Genomic DNA, 25755 nt, shown 5'->3' on the forward strand with positions numbered 1-25755 from the left:
ACGACATGCATAATTGTGCATGTCGTTTTAATTATAATAATAAAATTAAGTTTTAATTACATTTTATCATCAGCGGTAGGCCCGTAAAGTCCGGGAACTTTATTACCTGTTGATCTTAAATAAACAACGAGCTCACCTCTGTGGTGGTATAAATGATTATACAAAAAGCCTCTAACTACCTGGATTCTCGGTGAAGGAGGAAAGAGAACATTTCCGTTCATTTCCATTTTCCATTCGTTGAAATAGGTGCTTTCGTCAGAATCTTCCAATACTTTTTGTGCTTTAGCAACATTTTCTTCAAATTTTGCGAGAATATTTTCAGCTTTGGAAATATCCCCTTTGTCATACTCATACTTGCCCATATCAAACGTATCCTGATTGAAAGTAGAGGGGTACCAGTTATAGACTTCTGCAATATGTGAGGCTAGCTGGCCGGTTGTCCAGTTTTTTTCAGACGGTTTCCAGTCTAAAGCGCTGTCAGGAATTGCTTTTAAAATTTTTCTGGTGTTTTCAGCTTCATGCAGAAACTCACCTAAAAGTGCCTGTTTAATCATTTGTATTGCGTGTTTTAAAATTATCTTGTAATATCTCTTCCGATAACCAGTCTCTGGATTTCAGAAGTCCCTTCACCTATAGTACAAAGCTTTGAATCTCTATAGAACTTTTCAACAGGGAAGTCTTTGGTATATCCGTACCCTCCGAAGATCTGAACGGCATTGTTAGAAATTCTTACACATGCCTCAGAAGCATACAGCTTTGCCATAGCGCCTTCTTTGGTCATTTTCTGTTTAGCATTTTTAAGAGTAGATGCTCTTTGGATAAGAAGTTCAGCAGCATCAATTTCTGTAGCCATATCAGCAAGCATAAAGTTCACTGCCTGGAAATCTGAAATCGGTTTTCCGAATTGGTGTCTTTCTTTAGCATATTTTAAAGCAGCTTTATAAGCTCCTCTTGCTGTACCTAAACTTAGAGCGGCAATAGAAATTCTACCTCCATCCAAAATTTTCATAGCCTGTTTGAAACCTTCACCTACTTCGCCTAAACGGTGAGAATCCGGTACACGTACGTTATCAAAAATGAGTTCTGCAGTTTCAGATGCACGCATCCCTAATTTATTTTCTTTTTTTCCGGAACTAAAACCAGGCATACCTTTTTCTAACACAAAAGCTGTAGAATTGTTTTTAGCTCCTTTTTCACCTGTTCTTGTCATTACCACAGCAATATCTCCTGAAATAGCGTGGGTAATAAAGTTTTTTGCTCCACTGATAATCCACTCATCACCGTCTTTTACAGCTGTAGTAGACATACCTCCTGAATCTGAACCTGTGTTATGTTCTGTTAATCCCCAAGCTCCGATTACCTTTCCGGAAGCTAACTGAGGAAGCCATTTATGTCTTTGCTCTTCATTTCCAAATTCGTAAATATGGTTGGTACAAAGAGAGTTGTGCGCTGCTACAGAAAGACCAATCGATGGATCTACCTGGGAAATTTCATCCAGAATAGTAACATACTCATGATAACCCAAACCGGAACCGCCGTACTGCTCAGGAACTACAACCCCCATAAATCCCATTTCTCCAAGTTGGTGGAATAAGTCTTTAGGGAATGTTTGGCTTTCATCCCACTCCATAATATTCGGTCGGATATTCTTCTCTGCAAATTCTCTAGCTGTCTCCGCTATCATTTTGATGTTGTCAATAGTCTCTGTATTCATATAGATAATAGTTAGTTCCCAAAGATAAATAAATTGACGGAAAGCCAAAGAAATTATTTTAGTCATGCTGCTTTAGCCTCAATCTTTTAATTTTCAATTTTTTATGTTTTAAAAATTAATATTTTCGTAATAAAATATTGAATCTTTTACGTATTTTATTTTGCTATTTTAGCTTCCCAATTTTTATGGTATGAAAAAACTTCTACTTCCTATTATTTTAATTTCCTCTTATATTTCTGCACAAGCCCCTGCTGGATATTACAACGGAACGTCCGGATTAACGGGCTATGCTCTGAAATCAAAGCTCCATGATATAATTTCTGAAAAGAATATCAGCTGGCATTATGGTGACCTTTCCGGATACTATAATCAGACTGATCTTGATAAATATTATGACCATGATGCTACGAATACTACTTATCTATTGGATATTTATTCGGAGATTCCATCCGGGCCCGATGCCTATGAATATACATCCGGTCAGCTGATCGCATCGTCCGGGGCAGAAGGAATGGGGTATAATAGAGAGCATATGATGCCTCAGAGTACATTTAACAGTAATTATCCAATGTATTCTGATTTATTCTATGTAATCCCAACCGATGCGAAAATTAATCAGTTAAGAAGTAATTATCCTTATGGGATTTCTACCACAGTACCGGCTAATATACCTTATACATTCACAAATACTTCTAAAATCGGACGAAGTGTCATTCCTAATCTGCCTTATACAGGCTATGTGTACGAACCTATTGACGAGTTTAAAGGAGATGTGGCCAGGTCTTTATTGTATTTTGCTGTAAGGTATGAAGGAAAGCTGGGAACTTTTAAATACAATACCAATGCTAATCCTGCTTCGGACGCTAATGCACTTGACGGTACGGAAGAGAGGGCGTTTGAGCCGGCTTATATGGCTATGCTTCAACAATGGAATCAGCAGGATCCTGTATCGCAAAGGGAAATTGACCGAAATAATGCGGTATATGCTATTCAGAAAAACAGAAATCCGTTTATAGATAATCCTGGTTGGGTGAATGTAATCTGGAATCAAACGCCGGACGCTGTAGCTCCTCAGGCGCCATCCAACTTAACAACTACACAAACGAGTGCCTATTTTGTAAATTTAAGCTGGTCACCCAGTCCTGATGCGGATGTACTTGGCTATAAAGTATATCAAAACGGTACCTTGGTGGCTGCCACAAAAGGGACATCGGTCATCATCGATCATCTTACACCTTCTACTGCTTATAACTATACGGTAAAAGCATATGATAGCGGTTATCTTATTTCTCCGGATACTAATGTTGTTTCTGTAACCACCCTGGCTTCCGATTCTTATGCTAAAGATCTTTTTGTTTCAAAATATATTGAAGGATCAACGAATGGTAATAAAGCTCTTGAAATCACCAATAAAACCGGACATCCCGTGAATTTAAGTGATTACAGATTATCTATTCAGCTTCAAGGAAGCGGTAATAACCTGTATTTTCCAGCTCCTTTTGAAATGGAAGGGACTGTTCAGGATAATGAGACATTTGTTGTTTTGAATCCTTCAGCCACTTTTTCCTGCTATACAAAAGAACAGGCGAAACTTGTAACGGCTGCTCCTCAGATGACTTTTTATGGATATAATTATATTGAGCTGAGATATAAATTTTCCACAGTAGATGCATTGGGCGTTGTAGGACAGAATAACTCTTCAGTACTAAAAGATGTTTCTTTATACAGAAAAGCTTCCGCCAATCAGCCAACAAATACATTTAATATAAGTGAATGGGATTCTTACCCGATTGATTACTGCCAGAATTTAGGAGGTACATTATCAACCACAGAACTTATCACGGTAAATAAAAAGTTTATCATATATCCGAACCCGGTACATGACAACCTTTTTGTAAGCGGTGAAACGGAAGCGGTAAAAACGGCTCAGATTATAGATCTTTCCGGAAAAGTAATCTACACGGAGAAAGACCCCTTCAGAAGTAAGAAGAACATCTCCGTACAGACTCTTCCAACAGGTTCTTATTTCCTGAGACTTGACGAGCAGGTGCACCAATTTATTAAAAAATAAACCGCAAGAAAAATTTTAATGTAAAAGATTTTTTTCGTTTTCGTATTTTTTTACTACGGCTTAAAACGTTAAAAACCTTATGTTTACTATATAATTGATATAAGCAGATTCACTAATAATCAATATCTATAAGTGTTTCTGCTTATATTTTTTATTTATAAGTAATTATGCTTATATTTGCAGTATGATAGCGGTCATTACCGGAGATATTATAAATTCACAGCATGCGGATACCGAAGTTTGGATTACCAAGCTTAAGAATCTTCTCGACAATTGGGGAAGCGCTCCTCAAGTATGGGAAATCTACAGAGGTGATGAATTTCAATTTAAGTGTAATATCGATGACGTTTTCTGGCATTTTCTAGCCATAAAATCTATTATTAAAAGTCAGGAAAATTTAGATGTAAGAATGGCCATAGGGATTGGTGAAGAGAGTTTCTCGTCTGAGAAAATCACTGAATCTAATGGTACAGCTTACGTAAATTCCGGAAGACTGCTCAATGATCTGAAGAGTGACGGCCATACCGTTGCCATTAAAACTTCCAATGATTCTGTAGACAGAGACCTGAATATTCTGTTAAAATGGTCGTCAAAAGATTTTGATAACTGGACTATGGCTACCTCAGAGATCATCCACGAAATGATCATGAACCAGGATATTACCCAGGAAGATCTTGCCAGGAAGTTTGCTATTTCACAGTCTTCGGTGAGCCAGAGACTGAAACGAGCCAATTATGAGCTTATTGTTGAAACGAACCAGTATTTCAGAAAGAAAATCTCAGAACTATAGCATGATCTTTATAAAACTCATATTGGCACATCTACTCGGAGATTTTGTTCTTCAGCCAGATTCATGGGTTGCAGATAAGGAAAACTATAAACTAAAAAGTAAGTTTTTATACTTCCATGTTTTGATTCACACTGTTTTAAGCTTTGTTTTTCTTTGGGATTTACAACTTTGGTGGGTAGCCCTTCTGATTGGGGGATCTCATTTCATAATTGATGCCGCAAAACTGAGCTTTCAAACAATTAAAACAAAGAAAACGTGGTTTTTCATAGACCAGTTGCTGCATATTATAGTGATTGCAGGAGCTTCTTTTTATTTCCGGGAATTTGATTTCAGCTTTTTAGGAAACCAGGAGTTTTTAAAAATCATTATGGCGGCTCTGTTCTTAACAACCCCAGCTTCTATTTTTATTAAAATACTATTATCATCATGGACTCCTGTTCCTGATGCACAGAATGCTATACAAACCGAATCTTTATCAAGTGCCGGAAAATATATCGGAATTTTAGAACGCCTGCTGGTTTTCACTTTTATTATGGTGAATCACTGGGAAGGTGTGGGCTTCATGGTCGCTGCCAAGTCTGTTTTCAGATTCAGTGATCTTGCACAGGCAAAACAGAGAAAACTGACAGAGTATGTACTTATAGGTACACTCTTAAGTTTTGGACTGGCTGTCTTAACAGGAATAATAATTAAATAAATCAATAAATCTAACTACAATTTAGAAAGTAAAATTATGAGTCAAAAGAAAGAAATGTTGTACGAGGGTAAAGCGAAACAAGTATTTGCTACTGATAATCCTGAAGAAGTAGTAGTGCGTTTTAAAGACGATGCTACAGCATTTAACGCTCAAAAGAAAGGCCAGGTTGACCTGAAAGGGGAGATGAACAATGCCATCACAACCCTTATCTTTGAATATTTAAATGAAAAAGGGATTAAAACTCATTTCATCAAACAATTAGACGAAAGAGAGCAATTAGTAAGAAAAGTGTCTATTATTCCATTGGAAATGGTAGTAAGAAACTACTCTGCAGGAAGTATGGCACAGAGATTAGGAGTGGAAGAAGGAATCAAGTCTCCGGTAACAATTTTTGATATTTGCTACAAAAAAGACGAGTTAGGAGATCCGCTTATCAATGATCACCACGCTGTTTTCTTAGGTGCAGCTACTTATGAGGAGCTTGACGAGATGTATGAACTTACTTCAGATATCAACGAAATCCTGATTGACCTGTTTGACAAAATAAATATCATCCTTGTTGATTTCAAAATCGAATTGGGTAAAACTTCAGACGGTGAGATTATCTTAGCGGACGAAATCTCTCCTGATACATGCAGACTTTGGGATAAAGACACGATGAAGAAATTGGATAAAGACAGATTCAGAAGAGACTTGGGAGAAGTTACTGAAGCTTATGTGGAGATCTATAACAGATTGAAAAATTTACTGGCGAAGTAAGATTTCAGATGTTAGACCTCAGATGCTAGATTTTTAGCATTGGAATATTTGTTAGTTAAAACAAAATCAACACTGAAGTTAGCTTTTAGTCTACAATCTGAAATCTGACTTCTAAGATCTACAATTAGAAAAAATAGAAATGAAAAGTTTAGACATTCATAAAAGTGAATATTTAAAACAGTTTAAAGACCAAACCTACGGTAGAAATCTTTTCAGAACACAGGAAGAAGAAAGACTGGATGCTCCCAATGAGGAGTGCGGTATCTTTGGAATGTATTCAGATACTGATCTGGATACATTTTCTCTTTCACAGTTCGGGCTTTTTGCTTTACAGCACAGAGGCCAGGAAGCTTGTGGTATTTCCGTTCTTAAAGATGGAAAGATTACCAATATGAAGGATGAAGGCTTGGTTTTGGACGTTTATAAAGACATTCAGGAACCTGAAGCTTTTATGGGAAATTCTGCAATCGGACATACCCGTTATACGACAGCAGGAGATAAAAAGAAATATAATTTTCAGCCATTTTTCGCAAAAAACGAATATGACCAGATTATACTTTCTATAGCACACAACGGGAACCTTACCAATGCCAGAGAATTGAAAAATGAACTGGAGGCTGAAGGGGTGGTTTTCAGAGCTACTTCAGATTCTGAAGTGATTTTGAGACTGATCCAGAAAAACCTTGATTTGGGACTTCGTGGCGCAATAAAAGCTACGATGGAGAAGATCAAAGGAGCCTATTCTGTGGTAGGGATGACCAGAAATAAATTCTTTGCATTCAGAGATTTCAACGGTATCCGTCCATTGGTTTTAGGAGCTATTGACGAGAGATCTTATGTTGTGGCTTCAGAATCTGTAGCATTAGATGCAGTGGGAGCTCAATATGTTCGTGATATTCTTCCGGGAGAAATTATCTATACCAATGAAAACGAACCTGGAAAACTTCATTCTTATATGATGGATGAGGCTAAAGGAAAACAAAGGATATGTTCTTTTGAATATATTTATTTTGCGAGACCCGATTCTACGTTAGAAAATATCAATGTTTACGAAATCAGAGAGAAATCCGGGGAGAAAATCTGGGAACAGGCTCCTGTAGATGCTGATATTGTGATTGGTGTTCCGGATTCCGGAGTACCAGCTGCTATTGGGTTCTCAAAGGCTTCAGGAATACCTTTCCGTCCTGTATTGATCAAAAACAGATATATTGGAAGAAGTTTTATCGTTCCTACTCAGGAAATGAGAGAAAGAGTGGTTAACCTGAAACTAAACCCGATTATTTCTGAAATTAAAGATAAAAGGGTTGTTATTATTGATGACTCTATCGTTCGTGGGACAACCTCTAAAAGGTTGGTTAAAATCCTGAAAGATGCAGGTGTAAAAGAGATTCATTTCAGAAGTGTTTCTCCTCCTATTATTGCACCATGTTATTTAGGAATTGATACCCCTTCAAAGGATGATTTAATTTCTGCTAATATGACTACGGAAGAACTTAAAAATTATTTAGGAGTAGATTCTTTAGAATTTTTAAGTACCGAAAACCTGAAAGAAATTTTAGGATCTTCTAACCACTGCTTTGGATGTTTTACAGAAGAATATCCGGTAGGAAAAGGAGAGGAGGTAGAATTATTCAATTAATTGTATCGACAATAAAAATAGAAGGGTCAGGTATCATTACCTGGCCCTTTTTATTGATATAAATGTAGCAAAAGCTTAATATTCCTGTATCATATTCTTTATAAGCAAGTTTTAATTTTGTTGGATTAAAGTTTGAAGATATGAAAAGCACATTTTTTACAGGGATTTTTCTCGCAATGACTCAGCTGTATTACGCCCAGTCTTTTGATAAGCAGGCACACCGTGGAGGGAAATCACTATTTCCGGAAAATACCATCCCGGCCATGAAAAATGCTTTACAAATGAATGTTACCACGCTGGAAATGGATTTAGCCATCACAAAGGATAAAAAAGTAATTCTTTCCCATGATGCTTTTCTTTCTCCTGAATTGGTTACAAAACCTGATGGAACCTATATCCCGAAAGACTCCGGCTTTTATTATAAAATTTATGAGATGCCTTATGCAAAGATTCAAACATTTGATATAGGCTTGAAAAAACTGAACAATTATCCTGATCAGAAGAAAATGAAGGCTCAGAAACCTCTTTTCTCAGAGGTTATAGATGCATGTGAAAGCTATGCCCGTGAGCTGAAAAGACCTTTACCTTTTTACAATATAGAAACTAAAACACGCCCTTTCTCAGATCATATCTTTCATCCGGAACCAAAAGAATTTGTAGAACTGATGATGAAGATTATTGTAGAGAAAAACATCCAGGATAGGGTTATTATCCAGTCTTTTGATCCCCGAACACTGGAAATCCTTCATAAGGAATATCCTAAAATAATGACTGCTTTACTGGTAGAAAAAGTGGATGACAAAAAGCTGGAACAGCAAAGGTATTATTTCAAAAATGTACCTGTAGAGAAATTCAGACTATATCCTAATCATTTGAGTGGTGTAGCTGGAGATATGAAGTTTTTAAGCTTTACCCCTACCATTTACAGCCCTGATCAGAGTCTTGTCACTGCTGAATTAGTCAAAGAATGTCATGCACTGGGCATGAAGGTAATCCCATGGACTGTTAATACCAAAGAAAGACTAAAGGAGCTGAAGGGTATGGGAATAGACGGAGTGATCAGTGATGATCCACGGATATTTGAATAGTACTTCCTTTTGTTTATATAATAGAAATAGAAATGGCCGGAAAAAATTCCGGCCATTTTTACAATGCAGAAAACTGCATCTGGGAGTTAAAAAATTGGTTGTTTTTTAATTAAAATTTATAGTTCACCCCTAACTGGAAAACTCTGTTGTTGTTTTCAGCAGCCGGTCTGCTTTTATCAATTTTAGTCAAGCTATTTACATATCTTGCATTGATACCGATATTAGACGTAATATCATATCCTAGACCAAGACCTAATCCAAAGTTGAATTTGTTAATTTGGTCTTTATTTACATCTTCAGAGTGAGTTTCTGTCTTAGTGGTAGTAACACCTCCTGTAGTGCTTGAAATCGTAGATTCACCTTTATTTTTTCCATTGATGAAATAACTGAATTCTGGTCCAGCTTCAATATAAAACTTATCCATTGGTCTCATTTGAACCATTAATGGAACTGAAATATAATTCATTGTTAGTTTATCCTGTCCCTTCGTTTTAATAGTTGTTGATCCCACAGTATTTTCTGTTGAATAAGCTACATCTCTTGCACCCATTTGGTTGTACAATACCTCTGGTTGGAAGCTGAATTGCTTAGAGATTGGAATATTAACGAAAGCACCTGCATGGAATCCTAATTTTTGGCTGTTGAAACCAAAACTTTGCTGACTGTAATAAGCTGAGTTTCCACCTGCTTTGATACCAAATCTAATAGGCTGAACGTCTGCTTTAAGTGGAGAGGTTGTGCTTACAGTATTTACAGGTTGTGTTTCTTGAGCAAAAGCCAATGTCCCGGCTGTTAATGCCAGTCCTAAAAATAACTTCTTCATAATTTTATTTTTTAATTTTACTATTTGCTTCATTATTTTGCAAAATGCTTGCCAAACTCCTCAAACGCTGATTAACAAATAGATGCGGGATGTTTTCGTACTTAAAAAACAACATTTATATCCTTCTTTATGTGAAATATTTCAATGTAAATTTGATATTTATGATAAATTTTAAGTTAAAATTCTTTCACATAAAAAATGTCCCTTTAATATGAATATTGTTTTATTATGTCAAATGGGGTGGCGATTGTATGCTTATGCCATATGTACTTATACCTGATGCTGAAAATACTTTCTGCAGACCGGAATAAAAAGCAGCTCTACAATACTAAAATATAGGGAGCATCCTTGCATTAGTATAAGAGGATGGATGCATTGAGCCATTTTTTTAACCACAAATAACACTGATATTTTCACAGATGACACTAGTAATGTAGTTTGTATTGGTGGGACAAACATTTATGCTATTAGTGTTTATATGCAATAGGAAAAGTAAGATTAGAAGCCTGATAGGATAAGGCTGCGAAGGATTGATTAATTGAAATGAATCTGACGTATAATAAGATGTTGTCTGCACTCATTGGGTATGATAAGAATGGGACTCATATAAAAGTGAAAAGGTCAGACTTAAAATAAAATCCGACCTTTTCTATTGAAATCAAAATGTATTACTAATGAGTGTACAGAAACGTATTTCTGAATATTTCTGAAAATTTGTTCAATACTGTTTTTAGAGTTGATCCTTAAATAATATGGAATTTGATTATTAGGCTGAAAACGTATTTTTCAAATGAAATAAAATTATAATTCAGAAACATTATAATGGTACAAGTATTAAGTCTATTTGCAAATTCCTTGCCAAAGAATACTGAAAATAAAAAGTCAGGCTAAATAAATAACCTGACTTTTTTATTGAATATAAAAATTTGTTAGCTATGCTAAGCTTATATTAGAATTTATAAGCTAATCCTACCTGGAACACTCCGTTTTTAGAAGAGTCTGAACCGCTAGGTTTGTCTTTAATGATATCAGATAAACCTGCAACATATCTTACATTAATTCCGATATTAGGAGTAAAGTAGTATCCAGCTCCAAGACCAAGACCAAAATCAAAAGTTTTAAATGAATCCTTAACGTCTACAGAATTAGATTGATATTTGAATTTAGAATTAATTAAGAAACTGAACTGAGGTCCTGCTTCTAAGTAAAGATTAGGAAGTGCATTGTATTGAAACATTACCGGAACAGAGATATAATCTAAATTAATTTTCATATCGCTATTTCCGTCAGCTTTTGCACCCATTCCACTGTATAATACCTCCGGCTGTACAGAGAAATCCTGTGCTACAGGAATATTTGCAAAAACTCCACCATAAAATCCTGCTTTTGATTTCGTATCGTCGCCAGAAATACTAGAAATATTAAGACCAGCTTTTAAACCGAATCTGATTGGTGAATTAGAAGTAGTAGAAGTTTTCTGAGCGAAAGTAAATGTACCTGCAACAAGGGCTAGGCCTAAAAGAATCTTTTTCATAAGTATTTATTTAATAGTTTTTAAGTTTTGTTTAACATTTTGTTTATTATCAAACGGCGTGCCAAAAAAATAAAAATAATATGAAATTGTTGCTAATCATTAGTGTAGGCCTCATATTCCAATGTTTTTTAAACACGAATAATAGATATATTTTTAGCCTTTAAATAATAATGAGCTATTTTTTTTAACATAATTTTAGAATTCTAAATAAAAAAAGGTCAGATTATAATTAATCTGACCTTTTTTATTGATACAAAATTTGTTGAATGTGAAACTACTTATGAATTATTTAAATTTATAAGCTAATCCTACCTGGAATACATTGTTTTTAACAGCATCCCCAGAATTGTTTTTATAAATATCTGTAAGTCCTGCTGTATATCTCGCTGTAAGTCCTAAGTTAGGTGTGAAATAATAACCTGCTCCGATACCAATACCAAAATTAAATGTTTGGAAGTCATCTTTATTAAGGGTAGCTACTTGAGTGTTGCTATTATTGTTGGTTGAATTTTTAAATTTATCCTTAGCACTTACTAGGAATCCGAATTCAGGACCTGCTTCAAGGAAAAATTCAGGAGTTGCATTATATTGGAACATTACAGGTACTGCAACATATCCTAAATTTCTTGAATACTCATTTCTGAAGGTATTACCTCCTGATGAAAATTCTCTTGTTACTTTTGAACCTAAATCATTATATATAACCTCCGGCTGTACACTGAATGAACTTGCTAACGGAATATTAGCAAAAACACCTGCATTAAAACCGATTTTGGATTTTGAATCACTTAAATCTGCTCCATTAGAAAGCGATGATACGTTCATTCCACCTTTTACCCCGAATGTTACCGGATTTGTACTGGTAGTAGGTTGCTGTTGTGCGAACGCTAATGTACTTGCAGTTACTGCTAATCCTAAAACTAACTTTTTCATAACTTTAATTTTTTAATATTTACTCTTTCTTAATTTTAAATTTTACTACTGTCAACATTTTCAGTTGAACGCAGAGTATCTTTCAAATTGCTTGCCAAAAATATTTTTCACCCTTAAAATCAATAAAAAAACCGCCTGTTTAATAAGCGGTTTTGAAATTTATATAACTGATTTTCAATTGTTTGAAAAATTAAATAAACATTTGTTTGAATGAGTGGTTTTTATCAAAAAATAAACTCAAAAAAAGGGGGTGTTTTTATGAAAATGAGCAAAAAATGCTTAGGCATCATTCAATTTTCTGTAAAAATGTAAGGAGTTAAGGATGTTTTTCTGACTGCATTGATAGTCATAATTGCATGCTCCGATTTCGGAAAGGAGCGAGAAATTGATTTTACTATCCGTATTCTTTTTATCATTCATTAATAATGCAGTAATATCTTCATCTTTAAAATCACTGATATCTAAATAAGGATAGTATCTCTGGATATTTTCAATAATAGCCTGAGAGTCTTCTTCAGAAATAAGATTTTCAAGATAAGCTAAACGGGATTCACAAATCATTCCCATAGCTACCGCTTCTCCATGAAGGATAGGGTTTTTCTGTTGCAGGCACAGACTTTCAACAGCATGACCTATTGTATGACCGAAATTCAGGGTTTTCCTGATATTTTTTTCGTGAAAATCTTTCTCTACCACATCCTGCTTGATATTCATTGAAGTCTGGATATGCGGAATTACCGTTTCTACATCAAGCTTATGAATCTGAATCAGTTGTTCCCAATGGGCTTTATCAGCAATCAGTCCATGTTTCAGCATTTCTGCAAATCCGCTTCTTAATTCTTTGAACGGTAATGTTTCTAAAAATTTCGGGAAAATAAAAATCTGTTCCGGGAAAGCAAAAGTACCTACCATATTTTTATAATGCATCAGATCAATACCTGTTTTTCCTCCAATAGAAGCATCACACATAGATAAAAGGGTAGTAGGGATATTAATAAACTGTATTCCTCTTTTATAAGTAGATGCTACAAATCCCCCCATATCGGTAATCACACCACCACCAAGATTAATGACCAATGCTTTTCTATCCGCCTGCATCTCCGTAAGAATTTCCCAAAGTTGATTAGCGGTCTGAATATTTTTCATTTCTTCACCCGCCTCAATTTCCAGAATTTCAAATCCCAGATCTGTTTCCATATTTCCTAAGAGAATGGGAAGACAGTATTCATGAGTGTTCTCATCCACTAAAATAAAAATTTTACTGAAAGATTTTTCATGCAGAAATTCGTTTAACTGAGAGAAATCGTCATTTAATATTGTTATCATCTTCAAATTTTTGTAAAGTTAAAAAGTAAACTATATTGCAAAGTTATGATTCTTAATTTTTAACTCGTAACTAAATTACTATCTTTGCAGAAATTTTTAGAATGAGCAGAGATAACAATAATTCAGACAGACCAAAAAGACCAAGAGTTTCAACACGAAAAAGCTCTGATGATTCTCGTGCTTCTAGATCTGGAAATTCCTCAGGATCAAAACCTTTCAAGAAATCTTTCTCTAAAGATGGAGACAAGAGAGGTCCGGAACATAAAGGGTCCAATTCAAAATTTGATAAAAAACCTTTCAATAAAAATACAGAAAGCTTTGAAGGCTCAGGGGCTGAGGGTAGCTCAAAATCTGAGAAAAAACCTTACATTACTAATAAAAGTGAGAGCTTCGAAAGAAAATCTTTTGGAAAATCTGCCCCTAAAAGAGGAAGCAGAAGTTTTGATGCAAGAGATAAGTATGAAAGAGGCAGTTTAAAGTATGGTAGAAGACCATCCAGTGGTGATGACAGAAATGAAGACAAAGCAAGATCTTTTGTACAGAAGAGAAGACTGAATAAAATTGAAAAAGACGTTCATAAAGACAGCATCCGTCTTAATAAGTATATTGCTAATTCCGGAATATGCAGCAGAAGAGAAGCTGATGAACTGATCACGCAAGGATTGGTGGAAGTGAACGGTAAGGTGGTAACAGAAATGGGATATCAGGTAGAAAAAACCGACAGAGTAGTTTTTGACGGTCAGAACATTACTCCTGAAAAGCCTGTATATGTACTTTTGAATAAACCTAAAGGATATATTTCTACAACGAAAGATGATAAAGCCAGAAAAACGGTAATGGATCTTGTTGCTAATGCATCTCCGTACAGAGTTTTCCCGGTTGGAAGACTGGACCGTTCTACAACAGGGGTTATTTTGTTGACCAATGACGGACACATGACTAAAAAATTGACGCATCCATCTTTTGATGCTAAAAAGATTTACCATGTAACACTTGATAAGAAATTAACAGGTGAAGATTTACGTCTTATTGCAGAAGGGATCCGTCTTGATGAAGGGATCGCCGTTGTGGACCAAATTTCATATATTGAAGGTAAGCCGAAAAATGAAATCGGAATTGAAATCCATATTGGATGGAACCGTGTCATCAGAAGGATATTCCAAAGATTAGGATATGAAGTAGAGGCTCTGGACAGAGTAATGTTTGCAGGATTAACGAAAAAGAATATTAAGAGAGGACACTGGAGAATTCTTACAGAACAGGAAGTAAATAACCTTAAAATGCTTTAAAAAATGTTGAATAATGAGCTGTGGGCTTTGGCTCATGCTTTATTCTGTTTTTAAATTGTAATTTTAAATACTGCATAAAAAAACGCATAGAAGTTTATTCTGTGCGTTTTTTATGTTTTTGTCTAAGCTTGATTTAGAACTATCCCAGTACGGTTACCCCTTTCTCAATCATTTCATAGATAGCATCTCTGCCGTTATCAGGTTTTACATTTACAGCACGGGTTCCGTTAAAATGTAAGCAGGTAACATATCCATTGGCAACAGCATCCAGACAAGTGAATTTCACACAGTAGTCCATTGCCAGGCCAACGATTTCTACCAATTGAATATCGTGATATTTCAAGAAATCATCCAATCCGGTTTTCATAAAATGGTTGTTGTCCTGAAAACCGCTATAGCTATCTATTTCAATATTTTTTCCTTTCTGTATGATATGGGTTACCTTATCTCTGTTCAGATCTTTATGGAATTCTGCTCCGAAAGTTCCCTGGATACAGTGATCCGGCCACATAAACTGGGGAACACTATTTAAAATAATGCTTTCACCAACTTTTCTATTATTGCTGCTTGCAAAACTTTTATGGCCTACAGGATGCCAATCCTGCGTCAAAACAATCTGGTCATATTCATTTTCCTCCATCAAAAGGTTGATATAAGGAATGATCTCTCCAGATCCAGGTACTGCAAGTGATCCGCCTTCACAAAAATCATTCTGTACATCGACTATTATTAGCGCTTTTTTCATATTTAGATTTCTCGAATTTTTGATAAATTTACAAAACTAACAGGCAAAAATTTGTCCAAAATAGAATTATCGGACAAATCGGCAAAATATTTTTTTAAACTGATAGAATGAAGGGGCAGCATTTAAAATAATTAAACTTTGTCTACAGGTATTCTGTTTCGAAGGGTAAACCAAATTTCAATAGCTTATCTTTGCAGTAAATAAGTATTTTTATGTCATTTGAGTCTTTAGGATTATCACACAATATTATTCGTTCTGTTAACAAACTGGGGTATTTAAAACCATTTCCTATTCAGGAGCAGGCTGTTCCTGTTATCCTGCAAGGTAAAGATCTGATGGGAATTGCACAGACAGGTTCCGGGAAAACAGCTTGTTTTGTAATGCCTATTTTAGAAAAATTGCAGAATGCAGAAGTTAAAAAAGACCGTAATGTTCAGGTTCTCATATTGGTTCCTACGCGTGAATTAGCTATTCAGATTGATGAAGTGTTTAGAGCTTTTACAGAAAACCTGAAGCGGGAAATCCGTACAATGGCTGTTTATGGAGGTGTTTCTATAAATCCACAGATGAAGGGAATGTTTGGAGTGGAAGTACTGATCGCTACTCCGGGGCGTTTATTAGACTTAATTGATCATAATGCATTGAGTATTTCAGGTATTCAGCATTTGGTAATTGATGAAGCGGACAAAATGTTTCAGCTGGGCTTTGGGGAAGAAATGAATAAGCTTTTCGGTTTAATGCCTGTGGTAAAACAGACAATTTTGTTTTCGGCAACTTTAAATGATAAAGTTTCTGAAATGAAAGAACGTTTATCCATTAATCCTACTATTATTGAAATAAAAAAAGAGGAAGTTGAAATTGATCATATTGAACAGCTGGCATATCATGTTTCTCCGGAAAATAAAGGCCCTTTCTTACGATATCTGATCAAAGAAAAGAAAGTGGAAAAAGCTTTAATCTTTGTGTCCTCTACAAGATCTGCCGATAATTTGGTGGAGAAACTTAAAAAGAATAAAATTAAAGCAGTGGCTATTCACAGCCAGAAGTCACAAGGTGCCCGTAGAAACAACTTAGAGGAATTTAAAGTAAACGGAGCCCAGATTTTGGTGGCTACGGACTTAATTGGTCGTGGGATTCATATCGAGTCTCTGCCTTGTGTGATCAATTATGAATTGCCGCGTTCGCCTTTAGACTATATTCACCGTATCGGTAGGACTGGCCGTGCCAACGAAAAAGGTACTGCTATTTCTATTCTGACGGATGATGAACTGCAGCATTTCCGGGTAATTCAGAAGAAAATGGGGAAAAAAGTGACCTTACAAAGAACAGAGGGTATTGATCTGCATGGCTATTAATACCTTCATTACAATAAACAGAGCTTCAATTTTATAGAATTGGAGCTTTTTTTTATTCAGTGAAGATATCTTTTGGAATAAATACAATTAACGCTTTTTTCATATATAGATTTCTCGAATTTTGATACATTTACAAACCTAAAAATTTGTCTAAAACCGAATTATCGGACAAATAGGCCATATTAAAAATTAAAACTATGAGCAATGAGTGATTTAGAGAACAAAAAATTTCCAATAGGACAGTTTGAAGTTCCGGAAAATATTTGTGACACGACTTTGGATACGTATATCAAGGTGATTAAAGATTTTCCCGGGAGACTGAAAAACCTCATTGAACACTTTACGGACGATCAGCTGGATACTCCGTACAGAGAAGGAGGGTGGACGGTAAGACAGCTTGTAAACCATCTTTCAGACAGTCATATGAATAGTTTTATTCGGTTTAAACTGGCGCTTACAGAAGATAACCCAACCATTAAACCTTATGATGAGGCTCAATGGGCTGAGCTTCAGGACAGCTTTCATATGCCTGTAAAACCGGCGATGAGAATATTGAAAGGAACTCACCAAAGATGGGTTGTTCTTCTTAAAAGTCTTACCAATAAACAGTTTGAGCGAACTTTTCATCATCCGGAGCACCATCGGAATTACGACCTGAGAAGCAGTCTTGCTTTATATGCATGGCATTGTGACCACCATTTTGCCCATATCGAAAATCTGAAGAAAGAAAAAGGTTGGTGAAAAAAAGCTTTAATAATCCCATTTATTTCGAGGAAATTATAGACCGGATTTCCAAATTATCTGAAAATTCCCAAGGAAAATGGGGAAAGATGAACGTGTGTCAAATGTTCAGACATTGTGATCTCGTTCTTCAGGTGGCGTTAAAAAGGGTTGAGCTTCCGCGTATTAATCCTTTTTTCAGGGTAATTGGGATCGTCACGAAAATAGAAATGTATGTTTTCAATAATGGAATTCCCAGAAACATGCCTACTTTTCAAAAACTAATCGTTAATTTTGAGTGTGATTTTGATGAATCAAAAACCAATCTACTGAAAACGCTGGAGGCGTTCCGGAAGGCCTGTATACATAAAGAGCTGCCGGACCATCACAGACTATTTGGAAACATGACTGAAAAAGACTGGAAATTTTTAGAATATAAACATCTTGATCATCATTTAAAACAATTTAATGTATGAGTTTTTTTGATAAAATATTCGGTGGAAAAAGCGAAACCCCTGATCAAAAATCTTTCTGGAAGAAGATAGAATCTGAAGAAGATCTGGCGAAAGCCATTGAGAGTTCTTACCACCATAAAATAGCTGTATTTAAACATTCAACAGGCTGCTTTATCAGCAGGACTGTTTTAAAGAATTTTGAAAAAGAAGTTGAAAATTCAGATCCGAAAGTAGAATTATACTATCTGGATCTGTTAGCTCACAGAGCTCTTTCAAATAAAATTGCTGAGGATCTTGAAGTAAGACATGAAAGCCCGCAGCTCATCATTATAGAGAACGGAAAGTCCGTTAAAAGTGCTTCGCACGAGGATATTTCTTTAAGCCAGATTATATAATGAAGAATATTAATAATTATTTAGCCAAAGTATTAAATGTTCCTATTCAAAATGTGAACACCTGCAGTCTGCATTATGAAGCAAAGAAAATTCCTAAGAATCAGTTTCTGCTTCAGTACGGTGAAATATGCAGGCATATATTCTTTGTAGAAAAAGGGCTTATTAAGATGTATTCCATTGATAAAAACGGAAAGGAACATATTATTCAGTTTGCCCCTGAAAGCTGGCTGATCTCTGACCGAAGCAGTTTATACTTTAATGAGAAATCCAATTATTATATAGAAGCGGTGGAAGATTCCGAAGTGCTTTTTCTCCATCCTGATTTCTTCAATAAACTGGTAGAGCAATTTCCGAACAGTATTGAACGAAGTGATTTTTTGCTGCAGAAGCATATCCGGAGTTTACAGAACAGGATCAATTCTTTACTGGGTGAAACAGCAGAAGAAAGATACATGAAGTTTATCAAAATGTATCCTGATTTGCTGCTGAGAGTCCCTCAATGGATGATTGCCTCTTACCTGGGGATTACTCCCGAGAGTTTAAGCCGTGTAAGAAAAGAACTGGCGAGAAAAAATTTCGTTCCGGATAATAAATAACAAGTATTAAATCTTTTTTGCAAGAGTTCCGATCTGTCTGAGTTTTGCCTGGGTTTCTTCCGACCATGGAAGTCCGATACAAAGTCTCATACAGTTTTCAAACTGCTCCTGAAAGGTAAACATCCTGCCGGGAGCAATACTTATGTTCTGCTTAATCGCGAGATCATAGAGTTCTGTAGTTCGGATCTTCTTATCAAATTCTACCCACAGAGACAATCCTCCCTGCGGACGGCTTGTTTTGGTGCCTTCAGGAAAAGATTCTGCAATGGTTTGCACATAATTCTGGTAATTAGTCTGCAGTGTTTTGCGGAGCTGCTGCAAATGTTTCTCATATCTTCCCGACTTCAGGAAATTGGCTACCGCTTCATTGACAATAGAAATAGAAGAAGTAGAGTGCAGGAGTTTAAGTTTGAGTATTTTATCTTTATATTTTCCGGGAGCAATCCATCCCACACGATAACCTGGAGCTAATGTTTTGGATATTGAGCTACAATAGAGGACACTTCCATCTTTATCAAAGGATTTACAGCATTTGGGCCGGGAAGCTCCAAAATAAAGATCTCCATAGACATCATCTTCAATGAGAGGAATATCATTTTCAGAAAGAATTCGTACGACTTCTTTCTTATTTTCATCAGGCATACAGCTTCCCAGAGGAGAGTTAAAGTTGGGAATCAACAGACACAGATCAATCTTTGGAATAAGTTTTTTTAGGGCTTCAATTTCGATTCCTGTTGTAGGGTGGGTGGGAAGTTCCAGTACTTTTAATCCCAATCCGTTGGCCAGCTGTAAAATCCCCGGATAACAAGGGCTTTCAATGGCAATAGTATCTCCGGGTTTTCCTAAGGCCATAAGACAGAAGGATAAGGCATTCATTCCCCCGTTGGTGGTGATAAGATCTTTTTCATTAAGGTTTCCGCCCCATTGTAAAGAGCGTATCGCAATCATCCTTCTGAGTTTAAGATTTCCCTGAAGTTCTTCATATTCTGTGCCTCCGTCTTTTAATTCCTGTGTTGCATTGATAATTTCCTTTTTAAGCTTAGCCTGAGGAAGGAGACCTCCGGAGGGAATACCGATAGAAAAGAAAGTAAGATCTTTACGTCCCATATTTTCATATACTTTACTGATCAGCTCATCCGGTTCATCATTATTCGCCATTAGAGAAGGGCGGCTTACTTCAGGCAACGGGAGTTTTACAGATAGGAGCTGGCTTACAAAATAACCGGATTGAGGTTTTGATTCAACCAGTGACTGAGATTCAAGTTCCAGGAAAACCCTTTTTGCAGTATTCATGCTTACCTGATGTTCACTGCATAGCATTCTTACGGACGGAAGCTTGTCTCCAGCCTTTAAAACACCATTTCTGATTTGATTGGCGATACCGTCTGCTATTTCTGTATATAAAAATTCTCTGCTCATTTTTTTAAACTGTGTTCATGCAAATATACAAAACTGGGACTGTGTTTATTGAATTTACCTTTCTAATTTTGAACCATTAATTAAAAGTTTGAATAAAATGATGACAAAACAATTATCAAAAGATGAAAATATAAGCGGTTGGATTAATGGTTTTATTGGCGTAGTGCTATTTAGTGGTGGATTACCAGCAACAAAATTAGCGGTGATGGAAATGAGTCCTACTTTTGTAACGATTGTTCGTGCAGCGGTAGCAGGAGTACTAGCTCTTATTGTATTATGGCTTGGTAAAGAAAAACGTCCTGTTAAGAAAGATCTGGTGCCATTACTTTTGGTTTCCCTTGGCTGTGTGGTAGGCTTTCCGCTTCTTTCTGCATTGGCTCTTCAATATCTTACTTCGGCACACTCTATTGTGTTTCTTGGAATGCTTCCCTTGGCTACAGCAATCTTTGGAGTTTTGCGTGGTGGTGAAAGGCCTCATCCTGTATTTTGGCTGTTTTCCATTGTAGGAAGCTTGCTCGTAATTGGATATGCAGTTTCACAAGGAATATCGGCTTCTCCCATTGGTGATATTCTGATGCTTCTTGCGGTTATTTTATGTGGTATGGGCTATGCTGAAGGTGCTAAACTTTCCAAAACTTTAGGGGGCTGGCAGGTGATTTCCTGGGCTTTGGTGCTGGCATTGCCAATTATGATTCCTTTATTTTTTATTTATTTTCCTAAGGATATTCAGAATGTGAGTTTTCAGGGATGGTTTGGTCTGGCTTATATTTCTCTTTTCAGCATGTTTATTGGCTTTATATTTTGGTATAAAGGCCTGGCGCAGGGAGGTATTGCAACAGTAGGTCAGCTACAGCTGCTTCAGCCATTCTTTGGTCTGGCATTGGCTGCATGGCTTCTTCATGAGCAGGTAAGTATAGGAATGCTGGGAGTTACAATAGGGGTAATTTTATGTGTTGCCGGGACTAAGAAATTTGCGAAATAGCAAGTGATATCTGCACCAACTCTCTTGAATAGGATAGATACTGAAAAGGTATCTATCTTTTTTTTATTTAAAATCTGCTTACTTACTACTTTTAAGTTTTTTTGTAATTAAAGTTGATAATCAATTAAAAAGGAAGGGAATACTATATGATATTCTAAGTATATGACTCAAATCATAAAAATGTGAGTTATATAGAAGTACATTTGAATAATAACAAGATGTCTAATAACCCTGTTTGAATATGATATTTGAAAATGAGACTTTACAGCATTCCGGATTGAATGATAAGAATAATGCCATAGAGAATGAATCCCTATTTCCGCGGATAATCAATTCCTATGGAGTTACTGCTTTTCTCATCAAGTCGCTGGAGAGGGTAAAGAACAATGCAAAATGTGACATTTTCAAGAAAGTTATAGACCATTATATAGAAGAATATATCCTTCATATCCGTGAGTTTCATACTAAAAGCATAATGGATAAAAGAGAAGGAGATGCTGAGATAAGAATGGAGTCACCTTCTTTTACCTTGTATGCTAAAACGGCTTACTATAAAGTATTAAAAGAAGAAGAGTGTATCAACAGACTGCTTGCTATACTGGAGACTGATCATAAAGTATAAAGGAAAGCAAAAAAGCCCTAAAATCTGGAAGTGAAAAGATGTATACCATCATAAGTAAAAATATCCTTCACATCACATTTAAGTATTGTTTACATTTTTAAAGCTGCAGTTTTATTCGGCAGCTTTTTATTGTGTTTCTTCTTCTGATATTCAATTTTTTTAACCCAATCATTTAAAATACAGTACTATGGAATTTCAACAGAATCTTCTTGAATATATAAGCCAGTCTCTGATGACTATCGGTGAAACCATTTCGGTGGCTGAAAGCGTTACATCAGGATGTCTTCAGTTGGCTTTCTCACAGATGCCCAGTGCTTCCTTGTTTTATAAAGGGGGGATGACTACTTATACCTTACCTGAAAAAGTGAGATTATTAAAAGTAAACCAACAGGAAGCAGAAGACTGTGACTGCGTTTCGGAAAATATTGCCGAAACGATGGCTTTAAAGGTTGCCAAATTATATGAATCTGATTGGTCCATTGCTACTACAGGCTATTCTACACCCATCCGAAGTTCTGCCTATAGAATCTTTGCATATTTCTCATTTTCTTATAAAGGAGAGATTATCCTCACTAAAAAACTTGAACTGCATCCCAAAACCCAGGCTCTGAACGCTCAGTTATATTATACAGAATTTATTTTAGGATGTTTTAAAAGTGAGCTGAACAGAATCTTAATTTTAAAATAAAGCACCGAATTGGAAAAATCTAATTATCAGTGTTGATGATAGACTCATTTTTGCTCCTCACTTTTTATATTTTTATTCAGTTTCGGTTTTACTTTCATTACCGTAAAGTAAGACGTAGTAAATGCGGAAAGACTTTGATAACCTACTTTATAGGCTACCTCACTCAACGTAAACTGTCGGGTATCTATAAGTTCAATACTTTTAAGAATCCTTGTCAGCTGAAGGTATTTCTGCAATGTTATTCCTGTTTCATTTTTAAAGATTCTCTGTAAACTTCTTACCGACATCTGTGCTTTTTCTGCCAAAGCATCAATATCCAGGTTGTATTTAAAATTGGAGTTGATATCGTTACAAACAGGGATCAGTCTTGTATCCATAGGAACGGGAATTTCCAGTCCATTGCTCTCCCTGCAAAAATTGGGAAGGCTTTTTAAAATAGCTTTAAAGAAAATATCCTGTTCTTCATTCTCCACCAGCGACTGGTTCCATTTTGAGGCATAGAGAAGCATTTCTTTAAGAACGGGCGGAACAGCAAATACCTGAACATGCTGGTAAAATTCATCATCAAAAACAGATTTAAATAAAAACAGCATCAGGTTCACCGTCTTTGCTTCGGAAGTTATTTTGTGTGCTTTTCCCGAAGGAACCCAGATCACATGATATTGTGGAACAAGATAGATTTTCTGGTCAATATGAAAATACTGGTAGCCTTCCTCTACGAATGTAAGCTGGGCACGGTTATGTACATGTTCATATTCGTCGTGTTTCCAGTTTTTTTCACACCATACATAAGCTTCTTTTTCTATGGTATCTACAAACTGGCTTTCTGTTTTCTCAATCAGTCCACATTTCATATTGACGTTTTGTATATATTTTTTGGCAAATTTAATAAAAACGACAATACTAAATTTGTACTATAAACTTATATCTTATTCAGAATGAAAAAAATATGTTCTTTTTTTATTTTAATTTTACTATTTAACACCATCAACATCATGGCACAGAATAAAGCTAAAGTATTGGTCCTCATCCATTCGGATAATGGAGGAACTTATGAACTGGCTAAGGAAATAGCTAAAGGAATTGAAAGCGAAAACAATGCAGTTCCCTATATTAAGCTAGTCAAGGCATCCCAAAACCCGATTTTTAAAAACATACCGGTAGCAACAGTAGATGAGCTTGGTACTTATGATGGAATTGCTTTTGGTTCTCCTGTTTATTTTGGAAACATAAGCACCGGAATGAGTGAGTTTTTATCTAAAACAGTTCAGCTCTGGACCAGTCATGCATTGGAAGGAGTTCCTGCAACGGTTTTTATGTCTGCAGGAAGTGGTGCCGGAAAAGAGCTTGCCCTTCAGGCATTCTGGAACAGTCTTGCCGTACATGGAATGGTTTTGGTCTCTAACGGAATCCGTGGTACCGAAGAACTTAACAAAGCGATCCCACAGGGAAATACAGTCTTAGGAGTGACCAGTATGGCTTCTTTAAAAGATGTGGAAAGACCTACAAAAGGGGAGCGCCATCTGGCAGAGCTGCAAGGGAAAAATTTTGCAAAAGTGGCTTTAGCGTTAAAGGATACGCATTCAAAAAAAGGGGCACCTGTTGTTGAAAACCACCAGGATTTCAATGAAATTTTAAAACAAAAAAATATTGTTCTTCCACAGGTTCCCAAACCTGCCGGAAATTACCAGCCGTTTGTCCGTTCCGGAAACCTTGTTTTTATCAATCAGGTAGCCTTAAAAGACGGAAAAATACTTAATCCCGGAAAACTGGGAGTTGAGGTGAACGAACAGCAGGTAAAAGAGGCGACCAAAGTTACCATGTTGAATGTTCTGTCTGTGCTGAGAGAAGCTGTAGGAGGAGATTTAAGCCGGGTAAAACAATGTGTTCAGCTTACTGGAATTTTTAATACCAAAGATGATTATACCAAACATGCTGAGCTGATGAATGTTGCTTCGGATCTTAGTGTTGAGGTTTTTGGAGAAAAAGGAAAGCATGCCAGAGGAACGTTGGGAGCGTCTTCTATTCCTGTAAACTCTTCCGTTGAAATTCAGGCGATTTTTGAAGTGGAATAACCGCTTTTTAGATGATCAGATTCGTTCACCTGTATGTATCATTTGAAGTACACAGGTTTCGTATACATAAAAATCCATTGACACAGGCGGTCGATGGATTTTTATTTTAATATCTGAATGGTATACATGTCCTTAGAATTCCCCATTCCATACGGATTTCCGTAAGGTAGTCCTTACTGCGGAGTATACCTTTGTCGTGTTTAAAAATCAATACCTATGAAAAAGTTTATAGTAACACTGGCAATGGCTGCCGGAAGTTTATTTTTTGGTCAGATAACACTCGGCAAAAATTTCAGTTCTGAAAATCTTCAAGTCTATACCAATACCAATGAGACCTTTTATTATTCTACCGGATTTAATATTACTCAGGTTAAGATCTACAAAGCTGATTATTCCCTATATAAGCAGTTTACGCCCTCTGTACCGGCAGGATATTCTATGTTTATAGACCAGTATAAAAACAATTTTGTGCTGTCTAAAAATATTTTCAATACCGATAATAAACTGGAAATCATCGTTACATTTGAAAGATATAACAGTACAACATCCGAAAGAGAATACATCATACGTATTTACAGTGAGGACGGAAATGTATTGCATGAGTTTGGTCCCAATTATCGGTTTAGCGATGAGTATGATATTAATATCTATCACGATGCCACCACCAATACCAATAAGCTGAGACTATTCAATCAGGAAACCGATTCAACTGAAATATATAATTTACCAACTACATCACTTTCTGCCAGAGAGGTTCAGGCTAAAAGTAAAATTTCAGCATTTCCCATACCCGCTCAGAAGACTCTTAACATTATGAATCCTTTAAACGGTTCCCATACAGTAGAAATTTATGATATGTCCGGTAAACTTGTTCTTAACAAATCTTTCGGCTCTGTAGAAAATCTTGTTTCTATTGATGTTGAAGGGCTTCCTAAAGGGAATTATTTTTATAAAATAGGTGAGCTCAATGCTAAGTTTATCAAAAACTAAATATAAAAATCCCGTTTTAAGCGGGATTTTATTTTTTATGGGTATGTTTG

General features: G+C 36.0%; 26 protein-coding genes. 17 read left to right on the plus strand and 9 right to left on the minus strand.

Annotation, left to right across the window (positions count from 1 at the left end):
- Window positions 1–56: 56 nt before the first annotated feature.
- Together JML65_RS08560 and JML65_RS08565 are read right to left on the minus strand one after the other, a co-directional pair.
- Window positions 57–554: a DinB family protein gene (locus JML65_RS08560; protein ID WP_047492637.1), complete on the minus strand. Its 498-nt coding sequence runs from the start codon at window positions 552–554 to the stop codon at window positions 57–59.
- A 20-nt stretch (window positions 555–574) separates the two neighbouring features.
- Window positions 575–1714: an acyl-CoA dehydrogenase family protein gene (locus JML65_RS08565; RefSeq protein WP_047492802.1), complete on the minus strand. Its 1140-nt coding sequence runs from the start codon at window positions 1712–1714 to the stop codon at window positions 575–577.
- Between the two features lie 190 nt (window positions 1715–1904).
- On the opposite strand from JML65_RS08565, the gene JML65_RS08570 reads away from it, so the two are divergent.
- From JML65_RS08570 to JML65_RS08595, 6 genes are all read left to right on the plus strand, one after another.
- A complete protein-coding gene (locus JML65_RS08570) occupies window positions 1905–3785 on the plus strand; it encodes an endonuclease (RefSeq protein ID WP_202270544.1) in 1881 nt (626 codons plus the stop codon).
- 184 nt (window positions 3786–3969) lie between these two features.
- Entirely contained in the window at window positions 3970–4575 is a 606-nt protein-coding gene (locus tag JML65_RS08575; RefSeq protein ID WP_047492643.1) for a SatD family protein, read from the plus strand.
- A gap of 1 nt (window position 4576) precedes the next feature.
- Window positions 4577–5272, plus strand: a complete 696-nt coding sequence (locus JML65_RS08580; RefSeq protein WP_047492647.1) for a DUF3307 domain-containing protein — start codon at window positions 4577–4579, stop codon at window positions 5270–5272.
- Between the two features lie 36 nt (window positions 5273–5308).
- Window positions 5309–6031 (plus strand): phosphoribosylaminoimidazolesuccinocarboxamide synthase, encoded by a 723-nt coding sequence (gene purC / locus JML65_RS08585; RefSeq protein ID WP_047492651.1) that lies wholly within the window; start codon window positions 5309–5311, stop codon window positions 6029–6031.
- A 139-nt stretch (window positions 6032–6170) separates the two neighbouring features.
- Window positions 6171–7670 carry an amidophosphoribosyltransferase gene (purF, locus tag JML65_RS08590; protein ID WP_047492654.1) on the plus strand — a complete coding sequence of 500 codons (1500 nt, stop codon included), beginning with the start codon at window positions 6171–6173 and terminating at the stop codon, window positions 7668–7670.
- Window positions 7671–7810: 140 nt separating this feature from the next.
- Window positions 7811–8758 (plus strand): glycerophosphodiester phosphodiesterase family protein, encoded by a 948-nt coding sequence (locus tag JML65_RS08595; RefSeq protein WP_202270545.1) that lies wholly within the window; start codon window positions 7811–7813, stop codon window positions 8756–8758.
- 109 nt (window positions 8759–8867) lie between these two features.
- Here JML65_RS08595 and JML65_RS08600 read toward each other — a convergent pair whose 3' ends face one another.
- The 4 genes from JML65_RS08600 to aroB all read right to left on the minus strand — a co-directional run bounded on the left by JML65_RS08600 (window position 8868) and on the right by aroB (window position 13374).
- Window positions 8868–9581, minus strand: a complete 714-nt coding sequence (locus JML65_RS08600) for a porin family protein (protein ID WP_202270546.1) — start codon at window positions 9579–9581, stop codon at window positions 8868–8870.
- Window positions 9582–10530: 949 nt separating this feature from the next.
- Window positions 10531–11115, minus strand: a complete 585-nt coding sequence (locus JML65_RS08605) for a porin family protein (protein WP_202270547.1) — start codon at window positions 11113–11115, stop codon at window positions 10531–10533.
- Window positions 11116–11400: 285 nt separating this feature from the next.
- On the minus strand, window positions 11401–12048 hold the full coding sequence (locus JML65_RS08610) for a porin family protein (protein ID WP_202270548.1): 648 nt from the start codon (window positions 12046–12048) through the stop codon (window positions 11401–11403).
- Between the two features lie 279 nt (window positions 12049–12327).
- Window positions 12328–13374, minus strand: a complete 1047-nt coding sequence (gene aroB / locus JML65_RS08615) for a 3-dehydroquinate synthase (RefSeq protein ID WP_202270549.1) — start codon at window positions 13372–13374, stop codon at window positions 12328–12330.
- A gap of 101 nt (window positions 13375–13475) precedes the next feature.
- Between aroB and JML65_RS08620 the strand changes: the two genes are divergently transcribed.
- Entirely contained in the window at window positions 13476–14663 is a 1188-nt protein-coding gene (locus tag JML65_RS08620) for a pseudouridine synthase (RefSeq protein ID WP_115917932.1), read from the plus strand.
- 139 nt (window positions 14664–14802) lie between these two features.
- Here JML65_RS08620 and pncA read toward each other — a convergent pair whose 3' ends face one another.
- Window positions 14803–15408, minus strand: a complete 606-nt coding sequence (pncA, locus tag JML65_RS08625) for a bifunctional nicotinamidase/pyrazinamidase (RefSeq protein WP_047492667.1) — start codon at window positions 15406–15408, stop codon at window positions 14803–14805.
- Window positions 15409–15620: 212 nt separating this feature from the next.
- Between pncA and JML65_RS08630 the strand changes: the two genes are divergently transcribed.
- From JML65_RS08630 to JML65_RS08650, 5 genes are all read left to right on the plus strand, one after another.
- The gene (locus JML65_RS08630; RefSeq protein ID WP_047492669.1) at window positions 15621–16763 is read left to right on the plus strand and encodes a DEAD/DEAH box helicase; all 1143 of its coding nucleotides are present in this window, start codon (window positions 15621–15623) and stop codon (window positions 16761–16763) included.
- Between the two features lie 204 nt (window positions 16764–16967).
- Complete coding sequence (locus tag JML65_RS08635) at window positions 16968–17504, plus strand: YfiT family bacillithiol transferase (RefSeq protein WP_047492672.1); 537 nt, start codon at window positions 16968–16970, stop codon at window positions 17502–17504.
- Window positions 17501–17959, plus strand: a complete 459-nt coding sequence (locus JML65_RS08640) for a DUF1569 domain-containing protein (RefSeq protein WP_284461052.1) — start codon at window positions 17501–17503, stop codon at window positions 17957–17959. Before JML65_RS08635 ends, JML65_RS08640 begins: the two co-directional genes overlap by 4 nt.
- A complete protein-coding gene (ytxJ, locus tag JML65_RS08645) occupies window positions 17956–18333 on the plus strand; it encodes a bacillithiol system redox-active protein YtxJ (RefSeq protein ID WP_202270550.1) in 378 nt (125 codons plus the stop codon). The genes JML65_RS08640 and ytxJ overlap by 4 nt, the downstream gene beginning before the upstream one ends.
- Window positions 18333–18929, plus strand: a complete 597-nt coding sequence (locus JML65_RS08650) for a Crp/Fnr family transcriptional regulator (protein WP_047492680.1) — start codon at window positions 18333–18335, stop codon at window positions 18927–18929. Before ytxJ ends, JML65_RS08650 begins: the two co-directional genes overlap by 1 nt.
- A gap of 6 nt (window positions 18930–18935) precedes the next feature.
- On the opposite strand, the gene JML65_RS08655 is transcribed toward JML65_RS08650, so the two are convergent.
- The gene (locus JML65_RS08655; protein ID WP_202270551.1) at window positions 18936–20348 is read right to left on the minus strand and encodes a PLP-dependent aminotransferase family protein; all 1413 of its coding nucleotides are present in this window, start codon (window positions 20346–20348) and stop codon (window positions 18936–18938) included.
- 97 nt (window positions 20349–20445) lie between these two features.
- Between JML65_RS08655 and JML65_RS08660 the strand changes: the two genes are divergently transcribed.
- The 3 genes from JML65_RS08660 to JML65_RS08670 all read left to right on the plus strand — a co-directional run bounded on the left by JML65_RS08660 (window position 20446) and on the right by JML65_RS08670 (window position 22640).
- Window positions 20446–21330 carry a DMT family transporter gene (locus JML65_RS08660; protein ID WP_202270552.1) on the plus strand — a complete coding sequence of 295 codons (885 nt, stop codon included), beginning with the start codon at window positions 20446–20448 and terminating at the stop codon, window positions 21328–21330.
- A gap of 241 nt (window positions 21331–21571) precedes the next feature.
- Window positions 21572–21952, plus strand: a complete 381-nt coding sequence (locus JML65_RS08665; protein ID WP_202270553.1) for a hypothetical protein — start codon at window positions 21572–21574, stop codon at window positions 21950–21952.
- Between the two features lie 187 nt (window positions 21953–22139).
- Window positions 22140–22640: a CinA family protein gene (locus tag JML65_RS08670; RefSeq protein WP_047492693.1), complete on the plus strand. Its 501-nt coding sequence runs from the start codon at window positions 22140–22142 to the stop codon at window positions 22638–22640.
- 44 nt (window positions 22641–22684) lie between these two features.
- On the opposite strand, the gene JML65_RS08675 is transcribed toward JML65_RS08670, so the two are convergent.
- Entirely contained in the window at window positions 22685–23494 is an 810-nt protein-coding gene (locus JML65_RS08675; RefSeq protein WP_202270554.1) for an AraC family transcriptional regulator, read from the minus strand.
- An 84-nt stretch (window positions 23495–23578) separates the two neighbouring features.
- Between JML65_RS08675 and JML65_RS08680 the strand changes: the two genes are divergently transcribed.
- Together JML65_RS08680 and JML65_RS08685 are read left to right on the plus strand one after the other, a co-directional pair.
- Window positions 23579–24715 carry an Atu1372/SO_1960 family protein gene (locus JML65_RS08680; protein WP_202270555.1) on the plus strand — a complete coding sequence of 379 codons (1137 nt, stop codon included), beginning with the start codon at window positions 23579–23581 and terminating at the stop codon, window positions 24713–24715.
- 216 nt (window positions 24716–24931) lie between these two features.
- Window positions 24932–25705: a T9SS type A sorting domain-containing protein gene (locus JML65_RS08685; protein WP_202270556.1), complete on the plus strand. Its 774-nt coding sequence runs from the start codon at window positions 24932–24934 to the stop codon at window positions 25703–25705.
- Window positions 25706–25755 lie beyond the last annotated feature (50 nt).

The organism is Chryseobacterium sp. KMC2, assembly GCF_016756935.1.
GTDB classification, from domain to species: domain Bacteria; phylum Bacteroidota; class Bacteroidia; order Flavobacteriales; family Weeksellaceae; genus Chryseobacterium; species Chryseobacterium rhizosphaerae.